The sequence below is a fragment of the Aquisalimonas sp. genome, assembly GCF_007120195.1.
Lineage (GTDB): Bacteria > Pseudomonadota > Gammaproteobacteria > Nitrococcales > Aquisalimonadaceae > Aquisalimonas.
Genome location: NZ_SKOG01000211.1, coordinates 1 through 22,068 on the forward strand (window position 1 = coordinate 1; position 22,068 = coordinate 22,068).

Consider the following 22,068-nt stretch of genomic DNA (forward strand, 5'->3'; position numbering starts at 1 on the left):
CAGCCACAGAGGCCGAACGGATGCACCAGGAGTTCAGGGCGTGGGACTACGAGGGATTCAACGAGCATTCAGGCCCGCGGTGAGGCGTTGGGCGTCAGCCGCAAATCGATGGGGGGCGCTTGCAGCGGTTTGCCAGTCGCACGCCCGATAAGGCGGGACGCCGCTCGGGTGGGTGGGGCCTCCGGCTGAGCCGAAGTCGGCGTCACACCGGCGTGTCGGGTTCAACGGGATTGACGACGCGCGCGTAGGCCCGTTCAGCCGCGGCCCGGCCGCGCAGACAGTCAGCGCCTGCCGGTGTAATCCGCGTTCGCAGGGGAAGGAGGCAAAACGACGACCTCGAGCCAAAAATTCTCGAAGGCTTTGACCACCGCGTCGAACTGAACAAGGCCGACCGGCTTGTTGATGTAACAGTTGGCGTGCAATTGATAGCTGGCGAGCACGTCCGCTTCCGCTTCCGAGGATGTAAGGACCACTACGGGGATATGTTTCAGGCCCGGGTCGGATTTAACCTCCCCCAGGACCTCACGTCCGTCCAGGCCGGGCAGGTTGAGGTCCAGCAGAATCACATCCGGCGTGATCGCGTCCGCGTACTCTCCTTTGCGATGCAAAAACCTCAGAGCCATCTCGCCGTCGGTTACGCTATGCAGCCGGGTGGCGATTCCCGCCTCGGCAAAGCTCTCGAGCGTCAAGTCGACGTCGGCGGGATTGTCCTCCACCAGAAGAATGTCGACGGGGCGTGGTCGCCTGCTCATGCATCGACCCCCTTGCCGGGTTTCGGATTCTTGGAGAGGGTGAAGTAGAACGTGCTGCCATGCCCTGGCTCGGATTGAAACCAGATGCGGCCGCCGTGGCGCTCCACGATGCGCTTCGACACGGCAAGCCCGATACCCGTACCCGGGAAACGCGCTCGTTCGTGAAGCCGCTGGAACACCAGAAATACACGGTCGGCGTACTTCTGGTCAATCCCGATGCCGTTGTCCTGTACCGAGAAGCGCCAGAACCCTTTTTCTCCGACACAGGAGACATGCACCCTGGGCGGCTCATCACCATGGAATTTGAGACCGTTGCCGATGAGGTTCTGAAACAGCTGCACCAGCATTGATTCGGTGGTGTAGACGGTCGGCAACCTGTCCCAGGTCACCTCCGCCCCGGGGTGCGCCGCCACCGCCACACTCAACAGGTTAGCCACGTGGGCGACGACACGGTTGGCGTCCACGCCCTGCGTGTCCAACTCACCGCGGGCGACACGGGAGTACATCAGCAGATCGCTGATCAGGCGCTGCATCCGCTCCGCGCCGTCGATGACATACTGCATGTATTTTTGCGTCTTGTCGTCCAGATGCGGCTCGAGCTTTCGTTCCATGAGTTCCGTGTAGCTTCTGACCATGCGCAGTGGCTCCTGTAGATCGTGGGAGGCGACATAGGCGAACTGCTCGAGCTCGGTGTTGGACCGGCGTAACTCTTCGGCCTGTTGGGCAAGGGCCTCCTGTGCCCGCTTGCGATGCGTCAGGTCAACAATGGCGCTCAGCACATGGATGCCATCCGGCATCTCGATGGGCGTCAACCCCACCTCGATGGGGATCTTCACCCCGTGCTTGCTCATCCCATACAGATCCCGGCCCTGACCCATCACCCGGGGCTCCGGCTGCTCGAAAAAGGCCGTGCGGTAGGAGGCGTGCTGGTTCCGTAGTCGGGGCGGTATGAGCGTCTCCACCGATTGCCCGAGGAGCTCCCCATGGCCGTAGCCAAACAACCGCTCCGCGGCCTCATTTGTCAGGGTGATTCGTCCCTGCCCATCGATCATGACCAGCGCGGAGGGGGAGGCATCCACCACTGCATGGTACCGGCGCTCGGCCGCCTGGATCTCGGCCGTTTTCCCCGCCAGTTGCTGTTCCGCCTCCTTCCGGCGCGTGAGGTCGACGATGGCGCTTAGCACATACGTGCCGCCCGGCATTTTGATGGGCGTCAACCCCACCTCGATGGGAATTTCGTTGCCGCCCTTGTGCCTTCCGTGCAAGTCCCGTCCCTGCCCCATCATCCGGGGTTCGGGACTCGTGAAATACCGATTCCGATACGCGTCATGATTGCCCCGCACCGACTCGGGGACCAGTATTTCCACAGGGTGATCCAGCAACTCCTCGCGGGTGTATCCGAAGAGTTGTTCCGCCGCACGGTTCACCAGGGCGATGCGGCCCTGGGGGTCGACCATGACCAAGGCGGAAGGGGACGCGTCGATCACATCCCGGTACTGCTTCTCCGTCGCCTTCAGTTCGTTGGTCCTGTCCCTACCGGAGCGGCTTGTCACCAGTCCCCCGCTTTATCATCGACGGGAATCGCCCTGCCATCCCCGATCATCACGAGCCGCGCGAACCACTGCCACACAGCCAGTCGGTAATGCGTTGTTGCGTATCAGGGCGGCAGACGTAGTATCCCTGCAGGCAATCGCAGCCGGCACCGACCAGAAAATCCCACTGCTCGGCCGTCTCCACGCCCTCGGCCACGACATTGAGGCCGAGGGCGCGGGCAAGATGGACCTGGCTGTGCAAGATGGCTTCTGTTTCGGGATTGCGGCCGATTTCCGCGACGAAACTGCGATCGATCTTGAGCACATCAACGGGCAGACGGCGCAAATAATTCATCGACGAGTAGCCGGTGCCAAAATCATCAATGGCCACGGATACGCCCAGGGTCCTGATCGCCGCCAGCGTGCGCTGAGCGCGTACCGGATCGCCCATGACCGAGCTTTCGGTGAGTTCCACTTCGAGCCGGTCCGGCGGCAATCCCGTTGCATTCAGAACCGTTTCAATCTCGCTATAAAGATGCTCCGCGTAAAGCTGGCGCATGGACACGTTGACTGCAACCCGTAACGGCAGACCAAGCAGCCGGCCGGTTTGTGCCGCCATGGTGGCGGCGGAATGCAGCACGTTGCGTCCTATCCCATTGATCAGACCGATGTCTTCGGCAACAGGTATGAATTCCGCCGGCGTGAACACGGGTGGCGCGTGATCCGGCCAGCGCAGCAACGCCTCCACGCCTACCGGCATACCATCCCTGGCACGCACCTGGGGCTGGTAGGCGAGCCAGAACGCGTCGTCCGCCGCCACTCGCCTGACGGCCTGCTCGATTCGGATCCGCTCCTCGACCCGGTGCTGCATGTGGTCGGCAAAAAACTGGAACTGATTCTTGCCTTGTTCCTTGGCGCGATACATAGCCGTATCGGCGGCGCGGTAGATGTCCTGTACATTGTTTCCGCACTGGGGATAAGTGGCGATGCCAATGCTCATGCCAACGCTGACCTTCGATCCATGAACCGCCAACGGCTTCTCGAGATTCTGAAGCAGCTTCTGGGCGACGTGCGCAGCCTGCTCCGGTCCCGCGATGTGGTTCAGGATCAGTGCGAATTCGTCTCCGCCCAGACGAGCGAGTAAGTCGCCTTGTCGAACGCTATTGCTGAGTCGCTTCCCCACCTGTCGCAGCAGCTCATCGCCGGCGTCGTGTCCCATGGTGTCATTGATGTACTTGAAGCGGTCCAGATCCATGAACAGCATGGCGAGCATACCGCCTTCCCGGCGGATGCCGCCCACAAGCCGGCCCAAACAGTCGAAGAAAAAATTCCGGTTCGCCAGACCGGTCAGCTCGTCATACTGGACCATCTGCTGTAGCCGCGATTCCGCCTGCTTGCGCGCGGTAATGTCCCGGTATGAATACAGCATCGACGGGCTCTTATTCCAGTCGACGGGGACCGATCTGATTTCCGCCACCTGTCGATTCGGCAATACGATTTCGTCCGATTTCGGTGCGGCAAACTCCATTGGCAAGGTGGTGCCGACACACCTCAGAGGGTTCAGACCCAGCATCTCGCAGGCGGTCTGATTCGCGAACAACGTCTTGTTGTCTTGATCCAGCACCACGATGCCGTCGGGGCTGGACTCAAGCAGCCGGGCATACTGGGTCTGGAGGCGGTGCCGCTCGATGGCATGGCGAATGGACTGAGTAAGTAGAGCGGGGTTGAGGTCCTGCTTGGCGCAATAGTCCTGGGCGTGCTCCTGGATGACCTGCACTCCCAGTTGCGCATCACGGTTCCCCGTGAGCACGACGATGGGCACATCCGCCGCCATACGCCGCACGGCGACGACGGACTGCACACCCATTGAATCCGGCAGGCCCAGATCCAGCAACACAACATCCATATCGTGTTGATCCAGTGCCTCCTGAACATCCCGTAACCGGGTCACACGGACGATTTTGGCCCGGCTGCCGAAGCCCTCTTCCAAATAGGCACGACACAAGTCCGCGTCACCATCGCTGTCCTCGACCAGGAGTATCCGCAACCCCTGCGAGGGAGCGCCACGGCGCAATGCGTTGACGGCCTTCGAATGGCTGCCAGCGCGATCGTGTCCAACGCCATCTCGCTTGCCACTGCTGCCCGGGCTGGCGGCTACTGGCATGACGGGAACCTTCCCCGCTCTGGGTGATTTCTGCGCGGACTTTCCGGCGCCCAATACGCCTGTTCGCTCAAAGTTGCCGCTAGCACCACCATGCAGCGGATGCCTGAATTCTCCAGACACTCGGACACTCCTAAACGCTGGATGCAGTCGTGCCCCACTGCTGTCCCCCGCGTTTTCTATCGCGCAGCTGTCGGGTTTTGGCAACGACCGGGGCTGGCTGGACATCACCCTCGTTCAGTCCTAGCCGGTTTCTTTCCCACATTCTGTGCTCGGGCTCACAATTCCCAAGGTCATGAGGCCCAAGCCCTCCTTCACCCCTGCCGTTCAACCCGGTTCCGGCATTCTTCTACGCGCGGTGCACGGACTCGTCGGAGCAGGGAAACCGACACTCGATTATATCGCGGGACTGGGACGTGGTGACCCCGAAACCCACAATGGAGCATTCGACCATCAAACACGTCTGACCCGACGAGAGCTTGACGCAGGCACTTGCTCAGAAACCGCCCTATCCGGGGAGTGTGCCGGCTTATCGTTGGCCCGCATGCCGTAAAGGTCTTGAAGCCCGCTGACGATCAGGGTGCGCGCGGGCGGTGAGTCTCTGCAGAGATGGTCACTTCGTTGAAGAAGGCGTGTGCGCCGCTGCTCAGCGCCCGGTCACCCAGTCCGACGGCGACTTCGTGTCCCAGGCAGGATAACCCCTGTGGCCAACCTGTCCCGGCCAGGATGGCTCGTCAACATGCTGACCATCATTGTTTTTTTTACATTCCAGCCCTTGAAAACCACGCCTGTGACCCTATTTTGGATAGTGCCCGGGAACGGCCCGGCGGCCTCAAAGGCCGCTGCCGGCCGGCCCGGTGGAGAGGGCTTCACAATCGGGTCGGTTACTCACGGAGGTGATGGGTTATGTTCGGTGATCTGGCACGTTTCGATGTTCCGGTGTTTAACGAGCTGAGCCGTGCGTTGCGGCTAATGGATGAGACATTCGGCGACTTCGGGACCACCGATCTGCGTTCTGCTCCGCGGGGTGCGTTCCCCTACGTCAATGTCGGCGAGACGGAAGACGCAGTGAACGTCTATGTGTTTGCCCCCGGGTTGCGCAAGGACGACCTGGATCTGGGTATCGAGAACAATACGCTATTCATTAACGGCACACGCAAGGCGGAGAGTGGGAGCGAGGAGCGCACGTACTACCGCAGGGAACGTTTCGCCGGTGATTTCAGCCGCGCCGTTCGGCTGCCGGAGCGCATTGACGCGGACAAGGTGCAGGCGCAGATGCAGGACGGAGTGCTCAGCATCCGGCTGGAGAAATCGACCGAGCAGCGTCCGCGCAAGATCGAGATTCAGGCGGCGTAATGACAAAGGAGGTGATTGGCCATGACCGAGATGGAAAAGGCACAGGGCACGGCGATGGAGCAGCAGCGCGATCACCTGCTGCAGCAGGATGACCGCCGGCGTGACGAGCGCAGTCTGGTGCCGCCGGTGGAAATCTACGAGGAAGGCGATGCGCTCTACCTGGTGGCGGATATGCCAGGCGTGACCAAGGACACGCTGAACCTCGAGATCGGCAACAAAGTCCTCGAAGTCGAGGGCCGGATCACGGTGGACATGCCAGAAAACGTGACGCCCATGTTCGCCGAGATTCGCGCCAGCCGGTATGCCCGTCGCTTCACCCTGGGTGACGACATCGATACCGGCAATGTCGAGGCGTCCATGAAGGACGGCGTGCTGACGGTTCGACTGCCGAAGCACGAGAGCCACCGCCGGCGGCGCATCGAGATCCAGACGGCGTAAGCGCAGCTGCTGGAGCGCGTTAGGGCCGCGCCGCTGGGCGTGGCCCTAGATTGTTTCATTGTGTGCGCCGGCGACTTTACAGCGCCCAAAGATCCATGAACTCGTTGACCGGCAGCTTTTCCAGCTTGATCTGGTCCTCACAGGCCTTGCGAATGGACTCAGCCTGGCGTGGTGCGAAACGTGTGGTGAGGGCGCTCTCGAATTTCTGCACCAGGACCGGAATGCCCTCGTCGCGGCGCCGGCGATGGCCGATGGGATATTCCACGGCCACGCGATCGGTTTTGGAGCCGTCCTTGAAGAACACCTGCACGGCGTTGCCGATGGAGCGCTTATCCGGGTCGAAGTAATCCTTGGAGAAGTCCTTGTTTTCGGTGACCTCCATCTTCTCCCGCAGGGCATCAATGCGCGGGTCCCTGGCAACGGCGTCCTCGTAATCGTCTGCTGTGAGGCGGCCGAAGATCAGTGGGATGGCGGTCATATACTGAATGCAGTGGTCACGGTCGGCCGGGTTGTCCAGCGGACCGGTCTTGTCGATGATGCGCACCCCGGCTTCCTGGGTCTCGATCACCACCTTGTCGATCTCATTGAGGCGGTCCCTCACCTGCTCATGCAGAGACATCGCGGCTTCCACCGCGGTCTGGGCATGGAATTCCGCCGGGAAGGAGATCTTGAACAGCACGTTCTCCATGACGTAGCTGCCATAGCCCTGGGTGAATTTCAGGCCATTGCCCTTGAACAGCACATCGTTGAACCCCCAGCCCTTGGCGGACAGCGCTGACGGGTAGCCCATTTCGCCGGTGCGGGTGATCAGCGCCAAGCGCACGCCGCGCGCCGATGCATCCCCCGCCGCCCAGCTCTTGCGCGAACCGGTGTTCGGCGCATGGCGGTAGGTGCGCAGGCTGCAGCCGTCGATCCAGGCGTGAGAGAGGGCGTTGATGACGTCGCCCTTGTCGCCACCGAGCAGATGGGTGGCGACAGCCGCGGTCGCAATGCGGCAGAGCATGACATGGTCCAGCCCCACGCGGTTGAAGCTGTTCTCCAGTGCGATCACTCCCTGGATCTCGTGGCACTTGATGGCCGCGGTGAGCACGTCGCGCATGGTCAGCGGCGCCTTGCCGTTGGCGACGTTGCGGCGGCTGATGTAGTCGGCCACGGCCAGGACACCGCCCAGGTTGTCGGACGGATGGCCCCATTCGGCGGCGAGCCAGGTGTCGTTGAAATCCAGCCAGCGGATCATGGCGCCGATGTTGAAAGCGCCCTGGACCGGATCGAGCTGGTAGCTGGTGCCGGGCACCTTGACGCCGTTGCTGATCTGGCCTTCCGGCACCACGGGCCCGAGCAGCTTGGTGCAGGCCGGATACTGCAGGGCGAGCATGGCACAGGCCAAGCTGTCCATGAGCATATGGCGGGCGGTGTCATAGGCCTCGTCACTGGTGATGGCCTGGTTGGCGACGTACTCGGCCATATCGACGAGTTCCTGATCGGGATCCGGTCGCTTGGCGCTGCGGATATCGGCGCACATGGATTGGTTCTCCTGGTGGTTCCGTTGTTCCGACGCATTCGCCCCGTGGCGGGTGCGCGCCTCCGAGTGGCTGAACCTCAGCCCCGCTGGTCGATGGGCGGGACCTCGCGCAGATCCGGTCCCACGTAATCGGCACTTGGCCGGATGATGCGGTTGTTCTCCCGCTGCTCCATGACGTGCGCTGTCCAGCCGGTGACCCGGGACATCACGAAGATGGGCGTGAACAGCTTTGTGGGAATGCCCATGAAGTGATAGGCGGAGGCGTGGTAGAAGTCGGCGTTGGCGAAGAGCTTCTTTTTGTCCCACATGAACGCTTCCACCGCCTCGCTCACCGGATAGAGCGTGGTGTCGCCGACATCCGCGGCCAGTTTCTTTGCCCAGGCCTTGATCACGGCGTTGCGCGGATCGGAGTGGCGGTAGATGGCATGGCCGAAACCCATGATCTTCTCCTTGCGCTCCAGCATGGCCGTGAGCCCGCGCTCGGCTTCCTCCGGGGTGGACCACTGCTCGAGCATGGCCATGGCCGCCTCGTTGGCGCCACCGTGCAGCCGGCCACGCAGGGAGCCGATGGCACCGGTGACGCAGGAGTGCATGTCGGACAGCGTGGACGCGCAGACCCGGGCGGTAAACGTCGAGGCGTTGAACTCATGCTCGGCGTAGAGAATCAGCGAGACATTCATCACGTTCGCGTGCAACTGGCTCGCCGGCTTGCCATGGAGCAGCTTCAAGAAATGCCCGCCCATGGAGGCGTCGTCGGTCACCGTATCGATGCGTACGCCGTCGTGGGAGTAGCGGTACCAGTAGGTGATGATCGACGGCAGAGCGGCGAGCAGCCGGTCGGCCACTGCCTGCTGCTGGGAAAAATCCGTCTCCGTCTCCAGGTTGCCGAGCATGGAGGCCCCGGTGCGCATCACATCCATGGGATGGGCATTGGCGGGGATGCGCTCGAGGACTTCGCGCAGGGGCTGCGGCACCTCGCGTAGCCCCTTGAGACGCTCCACGTAGGCATCGAGCTGGCTGCGGGTGGGCAACTCGCCGTAGAGGAGAAGGTAGGCCACCTCCTCGAAGCTGGCTCTGTCAGCGAGGTCGTGCACGTCATAGCCACGGTAGGTCAGCCCGGTCCCCTTCGCTCCGACGGTGCTCAATGCAGTGGCGCCGGCGCTTTGCCCGCGCAAGCCGGTGCCGCCAATTTTCTCGTCCGCCATGGTCTGCCTCTCTCTAACTGGTAAAGGTGAGCCGACGCGCCCCTGGGCACGCGCGTTTTGCGTCACGGGTCCTTGCGAAATAGCGCGTCAAGCTTTTGCTCATACTCATGGTAGCCAAGCACGTCGTAGAGCTCTGCCCGCGTTTGCATGGCGTCCACCACTGTGGCCTGGGTACCGTGTTCGCGAATGCCCGCGTACACCTGCTCCGCCGCCCGGCTCATGGCGCGGAAGGCCGAGAGCGGGTAGAGCACCATGCGCGCACCGGCATCCCGCAAGTCATGTGTTGTGAACAGCGGCGTCTGGCCAAATTCGGTGATGTTCGCCAGTACCGGAGCGGGGACGCGCTCGGCGAACGCCCGGAACTCCTCCAGGCTGTGCAGCGCCTCGGCGAAGATCATGTCCGCGCCAGCTTCCACGTAAGCATTCGCCCGATCCAGGGCAGCCTCCATCCCGTCTGAGGCATAGGCGTCGGTACGGGCCATGAACACAAACTGTTCATCCAGGCGGGCATCCACAGCGGCCTTGACCCGGTCAACCATCTCGTCGCGTGAGACAAGCTCCTTGTTCGGGCGGTGGCCGCAGCGCTTGGCGGCGACCTGGTCTTCCAGGTGAATAGCGGCCACACCGGCCCGCTCCATCTCGCGCATCGTCCGCGCGATGTTGAACGCACTACCCCAGCCCGTATCGACATCGACCAGTAACGGCGTGTCCGTAATGGCGGTGATGCGCTGGGCGTCTTCCACCACATCCGCCAGCTGGGTAATACCCAGATCAGGCAGGCCATAGGATGCATTGGCGACACCAGCACCGGACAGGTAGATGGCACGGAAACCTGCGCGTTGCGCCAGTAGCGCGGAATAGGCGTTAATGGTGCCTGCAATCTGGAGTGGGCGTTCGGCCTCCAGGGCGGCCCGGAAACGGGCGCCGGCGGTCTGCATCGCGCTCATGTCAATGTTCTCCGCTCAAGCGCACCAACATGCGCCCTCGGACCTTACGGTCCATGAGGTCAGCGCACGCCTGGGGCACGTCGTCCAATGTGAGTTCGCTGTGGCAGATGGCGTTGAAATCCTCCTCACGCAGCAGTTGCGCCGCCCGCTCCCAAATCTGAAGCCGGAGGCTCGGCGGACAGTAGACGGAGTCGATGCCGACCAGGCTGACGCCGCGCAGGATGAACGGCAGGACGCTGGTGTTGAGCTCGATTCCCTGGGCGTTGCCGATAGCGGCAATCGTGCCGAAGGGCTGGACCGTGCGCGTCAGCCAAGTCAGCGTTTCACTGCCCAGCGCATCCACGGCACCGGCCCACTGCGCCTTCTCAAGCGGCCGCTTACCGTAGTCCACATCGGCGGGGTCCAGGATGGCGCTGGCGCCAAGACCCTTGAGATACTCCGCAGCATCCGCCTTGCCCGTGACGGCGGTGACATTGTAGCCGGCACGACTGAACAACCGTGTGGCGAAACTGCCGACCCCGCCGCTGGCGCCGGTCATCACCACCGGTCCCTGATCCGGGCGTTGCCCGTTCTGCTCCATACGCACCAAGGCCATCGCGGCAGTAAAGCCGGCCGTGCCCACGAGCATGGCGCGACGCAGGTCCAGTTCGTCGGGCAACGGGACCACCCAGTCACCGCGCACCCGCGCCCGCTCGGCGAACCCCCCGTCATGGGTCTCACCAAGCCCCCAACCCGTTACCAGCACTTTCTGCCCCGGCTTGTAACGCGGATCCTCGGAAGCTTCGACCGTGCCGGAGACATCGATACCGGCCACCAGAGGAAACTTACGCGCGATCTTGCCCTTGCCGGTGATGCCCAGGGCGTCCTTGAAATTGATGCCGGACCACGCACACCGGAGTTCCACCGAGCCCTCGGCGAGGTCGTCCAGCGTGATGTCCTCGAGGCGCGGGTCAACACCCTTGTCCGCCTGGTGAATGCGCAAAGCCTTGAACGAACTCATAATAACCCCCTAAACGGTAGCCTAACGCGGTACAAGAGCCGCTCTCGAAACGGTGTCAAATCAAAAGGATAGTACAGAAAACCCACGCTCGAGCGGCTTACAAGGGGGAGCGGGGCCGTTTTACCGGCACTCTTAACCCTTTCTTGTTTCAATACTAGCCAGGAGGTTGGATTGGTCACATCGGGCGCCGCCGCAGCGGGCGGCGCCCCACCCCGAGCAAGCCTCAGTTTGCCTTGTGAATCGCCCGTTTGGAGACGGACAGTGCCGCCTCATGCACCGCCTCTGACAACGTGGGATGGGCATGAATGATGCGCGCGAGGTCCTCGGCGCTGGCATGGAATTCCATCGCGACCACGGCCTCGGCGATGAGTTCGGAGGCCTGGGGCCCGACGATATGTACGCCGAGTATGCGATCCGTCTCGGCGTGGGCAATGACCTTGACCATCCCGGCCATATCTTCCATGGCACGTGCCCGGCCACTGGCACTGAGATTGAAGGTGCCTGTCTTGTACGGCACCCCGGCAGACTTCAAAGACTGCTCGGTGCGCCCGACCCAGGCGATCTCCGGGTGGGTATAGATCACCCAGGGTACAGTTTCGTAATTCATGTGGCCGTTGCCGCCCGCAATAATCTCAGCCACCATGACGCCCTCTTCTGAACCCTTGTGGGCCAGCATGGGCCCACGCACCACGTCGCCGATGGCGTAGACGCCGGGCAGGTTGGTGCGGCAATAGTCGTCCACGTTGACGAAGCCCCGCTCGTCCAGGAGCAGGTTGGCGTCCTCCGAGAAGAGGTCGTTGGTGGCAGGCCGGCGCCCGACACAGACCACCAGTTTGTCCACCTGGATACTTTGCTTGCCGTCCTTGTCCTCGTAATGAACGGTGACGTTCTTGGCCGTCTTTGTGTTGGTCACCCGCGCTCCGAAGCGGATATCGAGGCCCTGGTTCTTGAACTCCGTCAGGGCACTCTTGGCGACACGCTGATCGACCGCCGGCAAAAACTCATCCAGGGCCTCCAACAGAATGACCTTTGAGCCCAGACGGCTCCAGACACTGCCCATCTCCAGGCCGATGACGCCGGCGCCGATGACACCGAGCCGCTTGGGCACCTCGTCGAACTCCAGGGCACCGGCGGAGTCAACGATGCGCTCGTCAAGGGGGGCGGCGTCGATCTCGATCGGCAGCGATCCCGGGGCGAGAATAATGTTCTCGGCCTGGTAGGTCTCCTGTTCGCCCTTGTGCCGTGTGACCTGTACCTGCTTGTTGTCCAGCAACTTGCCATGCCCCTGCAGCCAGTCGATCTTGTTGGCCTTGAGCAGCTGCGCAATGCCCCCGGTGAGCTCGTTCACCACTTTGTCCTTGCGCTTGATCATCTCCTTGACGTCCAGCTCCACGTCCTTGGCCTTGATGCCGTGCGCCGACAACCTGTGGGTCACCCTGTGATACTGCTCCGAGGAGTCGAGCAGGGCCTTGGAGGGAATGCAGCCCACATTGAGGCAGGTGCCACCCAGAGACGGTTCGCCCTTGTAGATAAAATTATCGACCACCGCGGTGTTCTGGCCGAGCTGCGCGGCGCGAATGGCGGCCACATAGCCGGCCGGCCCACCGCCAATGACGATGACATCATAATTCTTGGACATGCTTACCCCCGATATTGGCTTAAGTCCCGGGCACACACCCGAGCGACCACGCGGCTCAGACCTCGAGCAACAGGCGGGCCGGATCCTCGATGCAATCCTTGAGCGCCACCAGGAAGCTCACCGCCTCCTTACCGTCGATGATGCGATGATCATAGGACACGGCCAGGTACATCATGGGTCGGATGACGATCTCGCCATTGACCACCATCGGCCGCTCCTGGGTCTTGTGCATGCCGAGAATGCCGCTTTGCGGCGGATTAATGATGGGCGTGGACAGCAGCGAGCCAAAGATCCCACCATTGGTAATGGAAAACGTCCCCCCGGTCAGTTCGTCCATGGTCAGCTTGCCGTCACGGGCGCGCTTGCCGAAGTCGGCGATATTGGCCTCGATATCCGCGAAGCTCTGGTGATCCGCGTCACGCAGTACCGGGACCACGAGGCCCCGGGGGGAACTCACCGCGATGCCGATGTCCTGGTAGCCGTGATAGATGATGTCGGTGCCGTCAATGGACGCGTTCACTGCTGGAAAGCGCTTGAGCGCCTCACAGGACGCTTTGACGAAGAAGCTCATGAAGCCGAGCTTCACGCCATGTGTTTTCTCGAACTGCTCCTTGTAGCGGGCACGCAGGTCCATGACCGGCTTCATGTTGACCTCGTTGAAGGTGGTCAGCATGGCAGCCGTCTGCTGGGCTTCCACCAGGCGCTCGGCGATGCGCTGGCGCAGCCGGGTCATGGGCACCCGGCGTTCGGTCCGCTCGCCTGCCGCAGCCGGCGGTGCACCGCCGGGCGCCGCCTCGGCTTCTTTAGCCTCCCTGGAGGGATCGCGTGCCGGTGGTGTGGGTGGGTGGGCGGGTTCGGCCTTGGAGCCACTGCCTGCTGAATCGCCTTCCATATGACGGAGGACGTCTTCCTTGGTGATCCGACCACCGGGCCCCGTCGCCTCGATGGCCTGGGGATTGAGGTCATTCTCGGCGACCAGCCGTCGCACGGCGGGGCTGAGTTCCGTGTCCTGAACGGCAGCCGCGGCGCCGCCACCGGTGCCCTTCGCCTGCGTCGACTCGGCTTCGGCAGGGGCCTCGGAGGCAGGCGATGCCCCCTTGGCCGCCTCGCCGCCACCGCCACTCCCCGCGGCGGCGCCCTCCTCGAGCGTGCCGATGACTTGGTCGGCCATCACCGTCTCGCCTTCGCCGGCCTTGATGTCACCGAGCACGCCATCACTCGGCGCCGGCACCTCCAGAACGACCTTGTCCGTCTCGATATCGACGAGGTTCTCATCCCGGCTCACCGCATCACCGGGCTGCTTGTGCCAGGTCACCACGGTAGCTTCGGAGACGGATTCCGGTAGCGGCGGTACCTTGATTTCGATGCTCATCCAGTGCCTCGCTTGTTTTTAGTTCCGGTTGATCCGGATAGGGCGGAGCCGGGCCGCGCGGGCCCGGCCTCGATGCATGGGTGCAGTCGCAACCCTAAAGGTTAGATCGACAGGGCCTCCTCGACCAGTTTGCGCTGCTGTTCATGGTGAATCTTGGGGTAGCCCACGGCCGGCGATGCCGAAGCGGCGCGGCCCGCATAGTGGAGCTCCTGTCCTTCCTTCATGCAATGCCGGAAATGATGCTGGCTGGAATACCACGCCCCTTGGTTCTTGGGCTCTTCCTGGCACCAGACGATAGTCTTGGCCTTGCCGTAGCGGCGCCGCAGCAGTGCCGAGAGATCGTTCTCCGGGAATGGGTAGAGCTGCTCCAGCCGCACAATGGCCGTGTCCTTGATTTCGCGGTTCCGACGTTCCGTAAGGACATCATAGTAGACCTTACCGCTGCATAGGATCACCCTGCGAACATCTTTGGCCTTGATATCGTCGATCTCGTCGATGACGTTGTGCCAGTGGCCTTCCGTCAAGTTCTCCAGCGCCGAGGTGGAGAGCTTATGGCGCAGGAGACTCTTGGGTGTCATTACGATTAGTGGCTTGCGATAGCTTCGCAACTGCTGCCGCCGGATCATGTGGAAAAACTGCGCCGGCGTCGTCGGCACACACACTTGAATGTTGTGGTCGGCGCACAGCTGCAGGAAGCGCTCCAGCCGCGCCGAGGAGTGCTCCGGGCCCTGGCCCTCGTAGCCATGCGGGAGATACATGGTCAGGCCGGAGAGCCGCCCCCACTTGGTCTCGCCAGAGGTGATGAACTGGTCGATGACAACCTGGGCGCCGTTGACGAAATCACCGAACTGTGCCTCCCAGATCACCAGCGTGCGGGGGTCATTGGTGGCGTAGCCATACTCGAACCCAAGCACCGCCTCCTCCGAGAGCAGCGAGTCGATAATGACGAAATCCTCGTGCTCGGTGGTGATGTTCTTCAGCGGCACATAGGTGCTGCCGTCCTGCTGGTTGTGCAGCACGGCGTGTCGGTGGGAGAACGTGCCGCGGCCGCTGTCCTGGCCGGTCAAACGGATGTTGTAGCCTTCGCGCAGCAGCCCCGCGTACGCCATGGTTTCGGCGAAGCCCCAGTCCATGGCCAGGGCGCCCGCGCCCATCTTGCGCCGGCTCTCCATAATGCCACTGACCCGAGGGTTGAGCTCGAAGCGATCCGGCAGCTGCTGCAGGACGTCGCTCAGCTCCCTCAACACCTTGGGCGAGAGGTTCGTGTCCACCGGGTCATCCCAGTTGCCCTGGAAGTAGGTTCCCCAGTCCACGGCGTAGTCGTTGCGCACCCCGGTGAGCATATGTGGCGCGACCACCTCGGCATTATCCAGCGCGTCGCGGTAGTCCCGGCTGATGGTCTCCATGTCCTCCGGGGCGATCACGCCGTGCTCGGCCAACTTCTTAGCATACAGCTTGCGTACGGACGGATGTTTCTTGATCTTGCTGTACATCATCGGCTGCGTGGCTGCCGGCTCGTCGGCCTCATTGTGGCCGTGGCGGCGGTAGCAGATGACGTCGATCACCACGTCCTTCTTGAAGCGTTGGCGGAAGTCCAGCGCCAGCTGCGTCACAAACAGCGTGGCTTCCGGATCGTCCCCATTCACGTGGAAGATCGGCGCCTGCACCATCTTCGCCACTTCCGTGCAGTAGAGCGTCGAGCGCGTGTCCAGGGGGTTGGAGGTGGTGAAGCCGATCTGGTTGTTGACGATAACGTGGACAGTGCCACCCGTGTAAAACCCGCGCGCCTGCGAGAGCTGGAACGTCTCCATGACCACCCCCTGGCCGGCGAACGCGGCATCGCCGTGTATCAGGAGGGGCAGGACTTCTTCGCCCATACGATCGTGCCGGCGCTGCATGCGCGCCCGGACCGAGCCCACTACGACGGGATTTACAATCTCCAGGTGGGAGGGGTTGAACGCGAGCGCCAGGTGCAAGGGCCCCTCGGGCGTCTGGATGTCCGAGGAATAACCCAGGTGGTACTTGACGTCTCCGGAGCCGGCGTTCTCCAGGTTGAAGTTGCCCTCGAATTCCTGGAAGAGCTCCGCCGGCGACTTGCCGAGAATGTTGATCAGGACGTTGAGGCGGCCCCGGTGCGCCATCCCCATGACCAGTTCCTTGACACCCTGGCGACCACTGCGCTGGATGGCTTCGTCGAGCAACGGTATGAGCACTTCGCTGCCCTCGAGAGAGAACCGCTTCTGCCCGACGTACTTGGAATGCAGGTATTTTTCGATGCCTTCCGCGGCCGAGAGCCGTTCGAGAATCGTCCGGCGCTGATCAGTATCCAACGTCGGGCGCCCCTGCACCCGCTCCAAATGTTCCTGGATCCAGCGCTTCTCGCTCGTATCCGTGATATGCATGTACTCGGAGCCGATGGTCCCGCCGTAGGTCGCCTTGAGGAAGGCAATGATGTCGCGCAGCTTCATCCGGTCTGCCGTAAACAGCGAGCCGGTGTTGAACGTCCCTTCCATGTCCGCTTCCGTGAGGTTGTGGAAGGCGGGATCCAGGTCCGGAATCCGGTGCGTATCACGCAGGTTGAGCGGGTCCAGATCTGCTGCCTGATGACCGCGAACACGCCAGGCATTGATCAGCCGCAGCACCGCGGCCTGCTTTTCCAGCGCGTCCGGCGCCACAGGAATCACGCCTGCGCCGTCGCCGCTGGCGGCGACCGTGCCGGCGCCACCATTGCGCCGGGCAAGCCGGACGAATTCCTCGCGCACCTGGCTGTGTGAAACGTCCCGGGCCTGGCGTGGCCCCGCGTCCTCGAGACCCTGAAAATAGACCCGCCACTCCTTGGGTACCTGGGAAGCATCACTGAGGTACTGCTCGTAGAGGTCTTCAATGAACGACGCGTTGCCACCGGCAAGGTAGGAGTTGCTCTGGAGCTGCTGGAACGAAGCTTTCATGTCATACCACCTTCGTCGTCATGACGCTTGGGAAAGCGTAGCAAATAGGGCCGCAAGGGAAGAGACCGGCCGGGATGCCGGGAAATGGCGGGGATGCTGCACGGCGGGAGCTTTCGAGCGCGCCGCAGGCGCCAGGATCCATGGAAGACGGCGCGGCTGGACCGGCGCCACCCCGACGCCGTGCTCCGTGCCGGAGCATTCGCTGAGATGGGGTATTCCCCATGATTGTCAGCCACCTCCCGAGAGGATGCCATATTGCGTTGATCGCGATGCGCATTGGCAGCGACGGCGTGCGACCTGGGAAACTTACTAACTAGTCAATTTCTTAATTGGATCTCTCCTCGCATGGTAAAGTACCTCGGTAAGCCGCTCGGAGGCAACCGCCATCCTCGCGCGATCACAGCCACTAGGCCAAATGAGGGCTCCGCAGCGTCGCGTGTTATCGCTGCCGTCAACCGGGCGGCTGGGCAAGTACGCGCGCGGGTTCACTGCGGTTCAACAGGCGTTCCCGCTTACGGCCTCTGGCGACCGGTTCGCGCCCCCAGCGGTCGCGTGAGGCCGCGCATGGCCGGCCGACCTCATTCGCCACCGGCACGGGAGTCGTCAACGCCTTCGGCTTCCTCTTCAGGCGCGCGCACGCCATACCACCGGGACAGCCACAGGCCGAGCTCAAACAAAAGCCAAACCGGGATCGCAAGCATGACCTGGGAGATAATATCCGGCGGCGTCAGCAGCATGCCCCCCGCAAATGCCGCAACGATCACATAGGGACGTTTTGCCGCCAGTGCGGCGCGCGTGGTCGCGCCCGTTCGGATCATCAGCATGGTGGCGATCGGCACCTCAAACGCCAGCCCAAAGACCACCAGCATGGTGAGGACAAAGCTTAAGTACTCGCTGATGTCCGGCTGGTAGCTCACACCGAGCGGCGCGACGCCTGCAAAGAACGGGAAAACCAGAGGCAGCACGACGAAGTAGGCAAACAGGGCGCCGAAGTAGAACAACAGCGTGCTCGAAATCAATAATGGCCAGACCAGATTGCGTTCATGGCGATACAACCCGGGTGCGACGAACGCCCAAAGCTGATAGAGCAGGTACGGCATGGCGACAAACAGCGCCGCCACCAAGGACAACTTCATCGGGATGAGAAACGGGGACGCGACCTGGATGGCCAGCAGTTCGCCGTCGGGAAGCACACGCCGCAGCGGCGAAGCCACAAATGTGAACAGGTGGCTGTAGAACGGGTAGATGACCAGGAACGCCACCAGCGTCACCCCCAGAGCGCGCATCAAGCGGGTGCGCAGCTCCAGTAGATGACTCAGGAACGGGCGATCCTCGTCGAACTCAGGTATTGCCATCGTCGCCTCGTCCACGCTTGCGGGCATCATCATCGGACTCGGCGGCCCCGGCGCCTGAGGCCTGACTGTCCGGAGCCGTGGTATCCGACGCCGGCGGATCGTCGTCCGCGATGGACCTCCCGGCCCGAGGACGCGTCGGCTTGCGCTTGCGTGCCCCGGGCTTCGCCTTCTTCGGGCCGCTGTCGTCCTTCATGACATCTTCATTGAGCCCGAGATCCAAATCCTTGCGGAATTCGCGCTCGGCCTTGCGCAGTTCGTCCAGCTTGGCTTCGCGCTCAATGTCACGCCGCACAGAATTGAACACGGATCGGGCACGCCCGACCCACAGGCCCATGGTCCGCGCAACGCGCGGCAGCCGCTCCGGCCCAATGACCAGGAGCGCCACCACGAGGATTATCAGAAGTTCCGGGAAGCTGATATCAAACATGCTGGCTGGCGGGTGTCCTGCGGTCAGCGGGCATAGGATGGCTGCCGCCACTTCAAAGCGGCGGGCCATCGTCTGGCCAGGCCGGGGGCCCTCACCCGAGGCGACCGAAAGCTAGCCAGGCACACCTAGGAGGAATGCTCCCGGGAGCGCGCATGCTCCCGCGCATCGGCGGCCTTTCCGGCGTCATTCTCGGCCGACTGGCTCAGCTGGGCGGGGTCGCCCTCGGGCTTGTCGGTCTCCGATTCCTCCGTCCCGCTCTGCTCGCCGTCTTTCATGGCCGAGCGGAAGCCCTTGATCGCACCACCGAGGTCGGTGCCAACGTTGCGAAGCTTCTTGGTGCCAAAAAGCAGCAACACGATAAGCAGAATAACAAGCAACGAACCAACACTGATTCCACCGATACCCATTAACGTATCACTCCTGCACGGCCAACCGTGCGTTATTCAAGACGGGCGGGACGCTTTTTCGTCCACCCCGGAGAGCCCGAAGCGGCGCTCCAGCTCGGCCAAGACGTCGGCGGGGCCGAGATCCACGGCCGCGAGCATTACCAGAGTATGGAACCACAGATCGGCGGTTTCATAAACTATCTGCGCATGATCACCGCCTTTGGCCGCAATGACTGTCTCCGTGGCCTCTTCACCGACTTTCTTGAGGATGGCGTCGAGCCCCTTGTCGTACAGCGAGGCCACGTAAGAATTGCCCGGCGCTTCATGCTTGCGGGCTTCGAGCACCTGGTGGAGGGTGATCAGCACTGTGTCACTGGCCTGCTCATTCACGATAGATCTCCTTCGGATCACGCACTACCGGCTCCACAGACTCCCAGTGCCCATTGTGCAGGCGGCGGTAAAAACAGCTCCGCCGCCCAGTGTGGCAGGCGATGCCACCGTGCTGGACGACTTTCAGCAAGATGACGTCACGATCGCAGTCAAGGCGGATCTCGCGTACGGTCTGGGTATGGCCCGACTCCTCGCCCTTGCGCCAGAGGCGGCCGCGCGAGCGCGACCAGTAGACGGCTTCGCCCTGGTCCGCGGTGGCGGCGAGAGCGTCCCGGTTCATCCACGCGACCATGAGCACCTCCCCGGTATCCGCATCCTGCGCCACCGCCGGGAGCAGGCCGTCATCACTCCAGGCCAGCTCGCCGAGCCAGCGCGTCTCGCTCATGGGTCCTCCGCCAGGCGCACAACCACCCCCTGGGCGGCCATGTAAGCCTTGGCTTCGGCGATGGTGTGCTCGCCAAAGTGGAAGATGCTCGCCGCCAGCACCGCATCAGCACCCCCGCCAACGACGCCCTCGACCAGATGCTGGAGACAACCGACCCCGCCGGAGGCAATCACGGGAACGGGGACGGCATCACTGACCGCGCGGGTCAGGGAGATGTCGAACCCCTCGCGCGTGCCGTCGCGATCCATGCTGGTGAGCAGGATCTCACCGGCACCGCTTGCCGCCATGCGCTGCGCCCAGCTCACCGCGTCGATCCCGGTGGGTCGCCGGCCACCGTGGGTGAACACCTCCCAGCGCGAGGGCTCATCCGCGCCACTGACCCGCTTGGCGTCAATGGCGACCACGATGCACTGTGAGCCAAAGCGCTGCGCGGCCTGGTGCACGAAGTCCGGGTTATCAATGGCAGCGGTATTGATGCCGACCTTGTCGGCGCCGGCATTGAGCATGCGCCGAATATCGGCCGGCGTGCGGATGCCGCCGCCGACGGTCAGCGGCATGAAGACTTCCGAGGCCACGGCCTCGACCACCTGCACCAGGGTCTCGCGCCCGTCGGAGCTGGCGGTGATGTCCAGGAACGTGATCTCGTCGGCTCCAGCGCGATCGTAGCGCTGTGCGATCTCCACCGGATTACCCGCATCGCGGATGTCGACGAATTTGACACCCTTGACCACGCGCCCCTGATCGACATCCAGGCAGGGGACAATGCGCTTGGCCAGCGTCATGAAACGCCTCTGGAGGCGTCGTGACCGTTGACCACCTTCTGCGCCTCACGCAGGTCGAGCTTGCCCTCATACAGCGCGCGGCCGATGATCGCACCCCAGACACCGTCCCGACCGGCGTCGCAGAGGTCACGCACATCCTCCAACGTGGTGACACCACCCGAGGCGATGACCGGGATATCGACGCTGCGCGCGAGTTCGCGCGTCGCACCCGTATTCACACCCCGCATCATGCCATCGCGGCCAATATCCGTGAAAACCAGCGCCTCCACCCCGGCCTGTTCGAAGCGTTGGGCCATCTCCACGACATCCTGACCGGAGTTCCTGGACCAGCCCTCTATCGCGACCTTGCCGTCGCGCGCGTCCAGACCAACGATAATATGTCCAGGGAACTTCAGGCAGGCCTCGTCGGCGAAATGAGGGGTACGCACGGCCTGAGTGCCAATAATGACGTAATCGACCCCGACATCCAGATAGGTTTGAATGGTGGTGAAATCCCGGATGCCGCCACCGATCTGGATCTCCACGTCCGGAAACGTCTCCGCGACGCGACCGATGATGTCGGCGTTGACCGGAAACCCCCGCACAGCCCCGTTGAGGTCGACGATATGGATACGCCGCGAACCGGCGGCAATCCACCGCTCAGCCATCGCAAGGGCATCATCGGAGAAAATGGTCTCGTCATCCATATTGCCTTGGCGCAGGCGGACACATCTTCCGTCTTTCAGGTCAATGGCGGGTATGAGCAACATAATCTCCAGCCTATGCGGTCCCGTCCCAGCGGGTAAAATTGGCAAGCAACGCGAGCCCGGCCGTTTGGCTCTTCTCCGGGTGGAATTGCGTCGCGATGATGTTCTCGCGCGCGATGACTGCGGTAAACTCCAATCCATAGGTCGTCATCCCCGCCGTCCATGCATCATCGAGAAGCGGCACGAAATAACTGTGCACGAAATAAAACCAGCTGCCATCGGGAATGCCGCGCCACAAGGGGTGCGCTCGCGTCTGACGGACCTGATTCCAGCCCATATGCGGCACCTTGCCCGGCGTCGGCACGCCGGCCTCGGCGAAACAGGCGGTAAAGTGGCGAACTTCGCCCGGGAACATACCCAGAGCCTCCATGCCGCCGTTTTCCTCGCTGGTGGTCAGCAGGGCCTGCATACCCAGACACACCCCCAGAAACGGCTTATTTGACCCCACTTCACGGATGACTGCGTCGAGTTCCAGCCGGCGCAGTTGTGCCATGCATTCGCGGATGGCCCCCACCCCGGGCAGCACCACGCGATCGGCGCGGCGGATGGTTGCCGGGTCATCGGTCACCAGGATGCGGGAACGCGCGTCCACATGCTCCAGGGCCTTGCCCACAGAACGCAGATTGCCCATGCCGTAATCTATGACCGCGATGGTCGCCATCGCTGCGAATCCTCTGGCTAAGGCGAACTAGTGTCCTGTAATTGAAATTCGTCAGACAACGCAT

20 protein-coding genes are annotated in these 22,068 nt (G+C 62.7%); 2 read left to right on the forward strand and 18 right to left on the reverse strand.

Annotated elements, in window-relative coordinates; translation table 11 throughout:
* Positions 1–281 precede the first annotated feature (281 nt).
* The 3 genes from QZT63_RS14920 to QZT63_RS14930 are packed head-to-tail and all read right to left on the reverse strand — an operon-like array spanning position 282 to position 4,673.
* Positions 282–752, reverse strand: a complete 471-nt coding sequence (locus QZT63_RS14920) for a response regulator (RefSeq protein WP_290652287.1) — start codon at positions 750–752, stop codon at positions 282–284.
* A complete protein-coding gene (locus QZT63_RS14925; RefSeq protein ID WP_290652288.1) occupies positions 749–2,305 on the reverse strand; it encodes a PAS domain-containing sensor histidine kinase in 1,557 nt (518 codons plus the stop codon). Before QZT63_RS14925 ends, QZT63_RS14920 begins: the two co-directional genes overlap by 4 nt.
* 49 nt (positions 2,306–2,354) lie before the next feature.
* Positions 2,355–4,673: an EAL domain-containing protein gene (locus QZT63_RS14930; protein WP_366637214.1), complete on the reverse strand. Its 2,319-nt coding sequence runs from the start codon at positions 4,671–4,673 to the stop codon at positions 2,355–2,357.
* A gap of 678 nt (positions 4,674–5,351) precedes the next feature.
* On the opposite strand from QZT63_RS14930, the gene QZT63_RS14935 reads away from it, so the two are divergent.
* Together QZT63_RS14935 and QZT63_RS14940 are read left to right on the forward strand one after the other, a co-directional pair.
* The gene (locus tag QZT63_RS14935) at positions 5,352–5,801 is read left to right on the forward strand and encodes an Hsp20/alpha crystallin family protein (RefSeq protein ID WP_290652290.1); all 450 of its coding nucleotides are present in this window, start codon (positions 5,352–5,354) and stop codon (positions 5,799–5,801) included.
* 21 nt (positions 5,802–5,822) lie between these two features.
* The gene (locus QZT63_RS14940) at positions 5,823–6,239 is read left to right on the forward strand and encodes an Hsp20/alpha crystallin family protein (RefSeq protein ID WP_290652291.1); all 417 of its coding nucleotides are present in this window, start codon (positions 5,823–5,825) and stop codon (positions 6,237–6,239) included.
* Positions 6,240–6,315: 76 nt separating this feature from the next.
* Here the strand turns inward: QZT63_RS14940 and QZT63_RS14945 are convergent, their stop codons facing one another.
* The 15 genes from QZT63_RS14945 to hisH form a co-directional block, all read right to left on the reverse strand.
* The gene (locus QZT63_RS14945) at positions 6,316–7,761 is read right to left on the reverse strand and encodes a bifunctional 2-methylcitrate dehydratase/aconitate hydratase (protein WP_290652292.1); all 1,446 of its coding nucleotides are present in this window, start codon (positions 7,759–7,761) and stop codon (positions 6,316–6,318) included.
* A 77-nt stretch (positions 7,762–7,838) separates the two neighbouring features.
* Positions 7,839–8,966 carry a 2-methylcitrate synthase gene (prpC, locus tag QZT63_RS14950; RefSeq protein ID WP_290652293.1) on the reverse strand — a complete coding sequence of 376 codons (1,128 nt, stop codon included), beginning with the start codon at positions 8,964–8,966 and terminating at the stop codon, positions 7,839–7,841.
* A gap of 62 nt (positions 8,967–9,028) precedes the next feature.
* Positions 9,029–9,913: a methylisocitrate lyase gene (prpB, locus tag QZT63_RS14955; RefSeq protein WP_290652294.1), complete on the reverse strand. Its 885-nt coding sequence runs from the start codon at positions 9,911–9,913 to the stop codon at positions 9,029–9,031.
* A gap of 1 nt (position 9,914) precedes the next feature.
* Positions 9,915–10,913, reverse strand: a complete 999-nt coding sequence (locus QZT63_RS14960; protein WP_290652295.1) for an oxidoreductase — start codon at positions 10,911–10,913, stop codon at positions 9,915–9,917.
* A 223-nt stretch (positions 10,914–11,136) separates the two neighbouring features.
* Positions 11,137–12,552 carry a dihydrolipoyl dehydrogenase gene (lpdA, locus tag QZT63_RS14965; RefSeq protein WP_290652296.1) on the reverse strand — a complete coding sequence of 472 codons (1,416 nt, stop codon included), beginning with the start codon at positions 12,550–12,552 and terminating at the stop codon, positions 11,137–11,139.
* Positions 12,553–12,607: 55 nt separating this feature from the next.
* Entirely contained in the window at positions 12,608–13,924 is a 1,317-nt protein-coding gene (odhB, locus tag QZT63_RS14970; protein WP_290652297.1) for a 2-oxoglutarate dehydrogenase complex dihydrolipoyllysine-residue succinyltransferase, read from the reverse strand.
* A gap of 101 nt (positions 13,925–14,025) precedes the next feature.
* Positions 14,026–16,872 (reverse strand): 2-oxoglutarate dehydrogenase E1 component, encoded by a 2,847-nt coding sequence (locus tag QZT63_RS14975; RefSeq protein WP_290652298.1) that lies wholly within the window; start codon positions 16,870–16,872, stop codon positions 14,026–14,028.
* A gap of 578 nt (positions 16,873–17,450) precedes the next feature.
* Positions 17,451–18,227 carry a twin-arginine translocase subunit TatC gene (gene tatC / locus QZT63_RS14980; protein WP_290652299.1) on the reverse strand — a complete coding sequence of 259 codons (777 nt, stop codon included), beginning with the start codon at positions 18,225–18,227 and terminating at the stop codon, positions 17,451–17,453.
* The gene (gene tatB, locus QZT63_RS14985) at positions 18,214–18,654 is read right to left on the reverse strand and encodes a Sec-independent protein translocase protein TatB (RefSeq protein ID WP_290652300.1); all 441 of its coding nucleotides are present in this window, start codon (positions 18,652–18,654) and stop codon (positions 18,214–18,216) included. Before tatB ends, tatC begins: the two co-directional genes overlap by 14 nt.
* 125 nt (positions 18,655–18,779) lie before the next feature.
* Complete coding sequence (gene tatA, locus QZT63_RS14990; RefSeq protein ID WP_290652301.1) at positions 18,780–19,061, reverse strand: twin-arginine translocase TatA/TatE family subunit; 282 nt, start codon at positions 19,059–19,061, stop codon at positions 18,780–18,782.
* 36 nt (positions 19,062–19,097) lie between these two features.
* Entirely contained in the window at positions 19,098–19,430 is a 333-nt protein-coding gene (locus tag QZT63_RS14995) for a phosphoribosyl-ATP diphosphatase (protein ID WP_290652302.1), read from the reverse strand.
* A complete protein-coding gene (gene hisI, locus QZT63_RS15000; protein WP_290652303.1) occupies positions 19,423–19,815 on the reverse strand; it encodes a phosphoribosyl-AMP cyclohydrolase in 393 nt (130 codons plus the stop codon). The genes QZT63_RS14995 and hisI overlap by 8 nt, the downstream gene beginning before the upstream one ends.
* Positions 19,812–20,597, reverse strand: a complete 786-nt coding sequence (gene hisF, locus QZT63_RS15005) for an imidazole glycerol phosphate synthase subunit HisF (RefSeq protein WP_290652304.1) — start codon at positions 20,595–20,597, stop codon at positions 19,812–19,814. Before hisF ends, hisI begins: the two co-directional genes overlap by 4 nt.
* The gene (gene hisA, locus QZT63_RS15010; RefSeq protein ID WP_290652305.1) at positions 20,594–21,346 is read right to left on the reverse strand and encodes a 1-(5-phosphoribosyl)-5-[(5-phosphoribosylamino)methylideneamino]imidazole-4-carboxamide isomerase; all 753 of its coding nucleotides are present in this window, start codon (positions 21,344–21,346) and stop codon (positions 20,594–20,596) included. The genes hisF and hisA overlap by 4 nt, the downstream gene beginning before the upstream one ends.
* A gap of 10 nt (positions 21,347–21,356) precedes the next feature.
* Entirely contained in the window at positions 21,357–22,004 is a 648-nt protein-coding gene (gene hisH / locus QZT63_RS15015; RefSeq protein ID WP_290652306.1) for an imidazole glycerol phosphate synthase subunit HisH, read from the reverse strand.
* Positions 22,005–22,068: the final 64 nt, after the last annotated feature.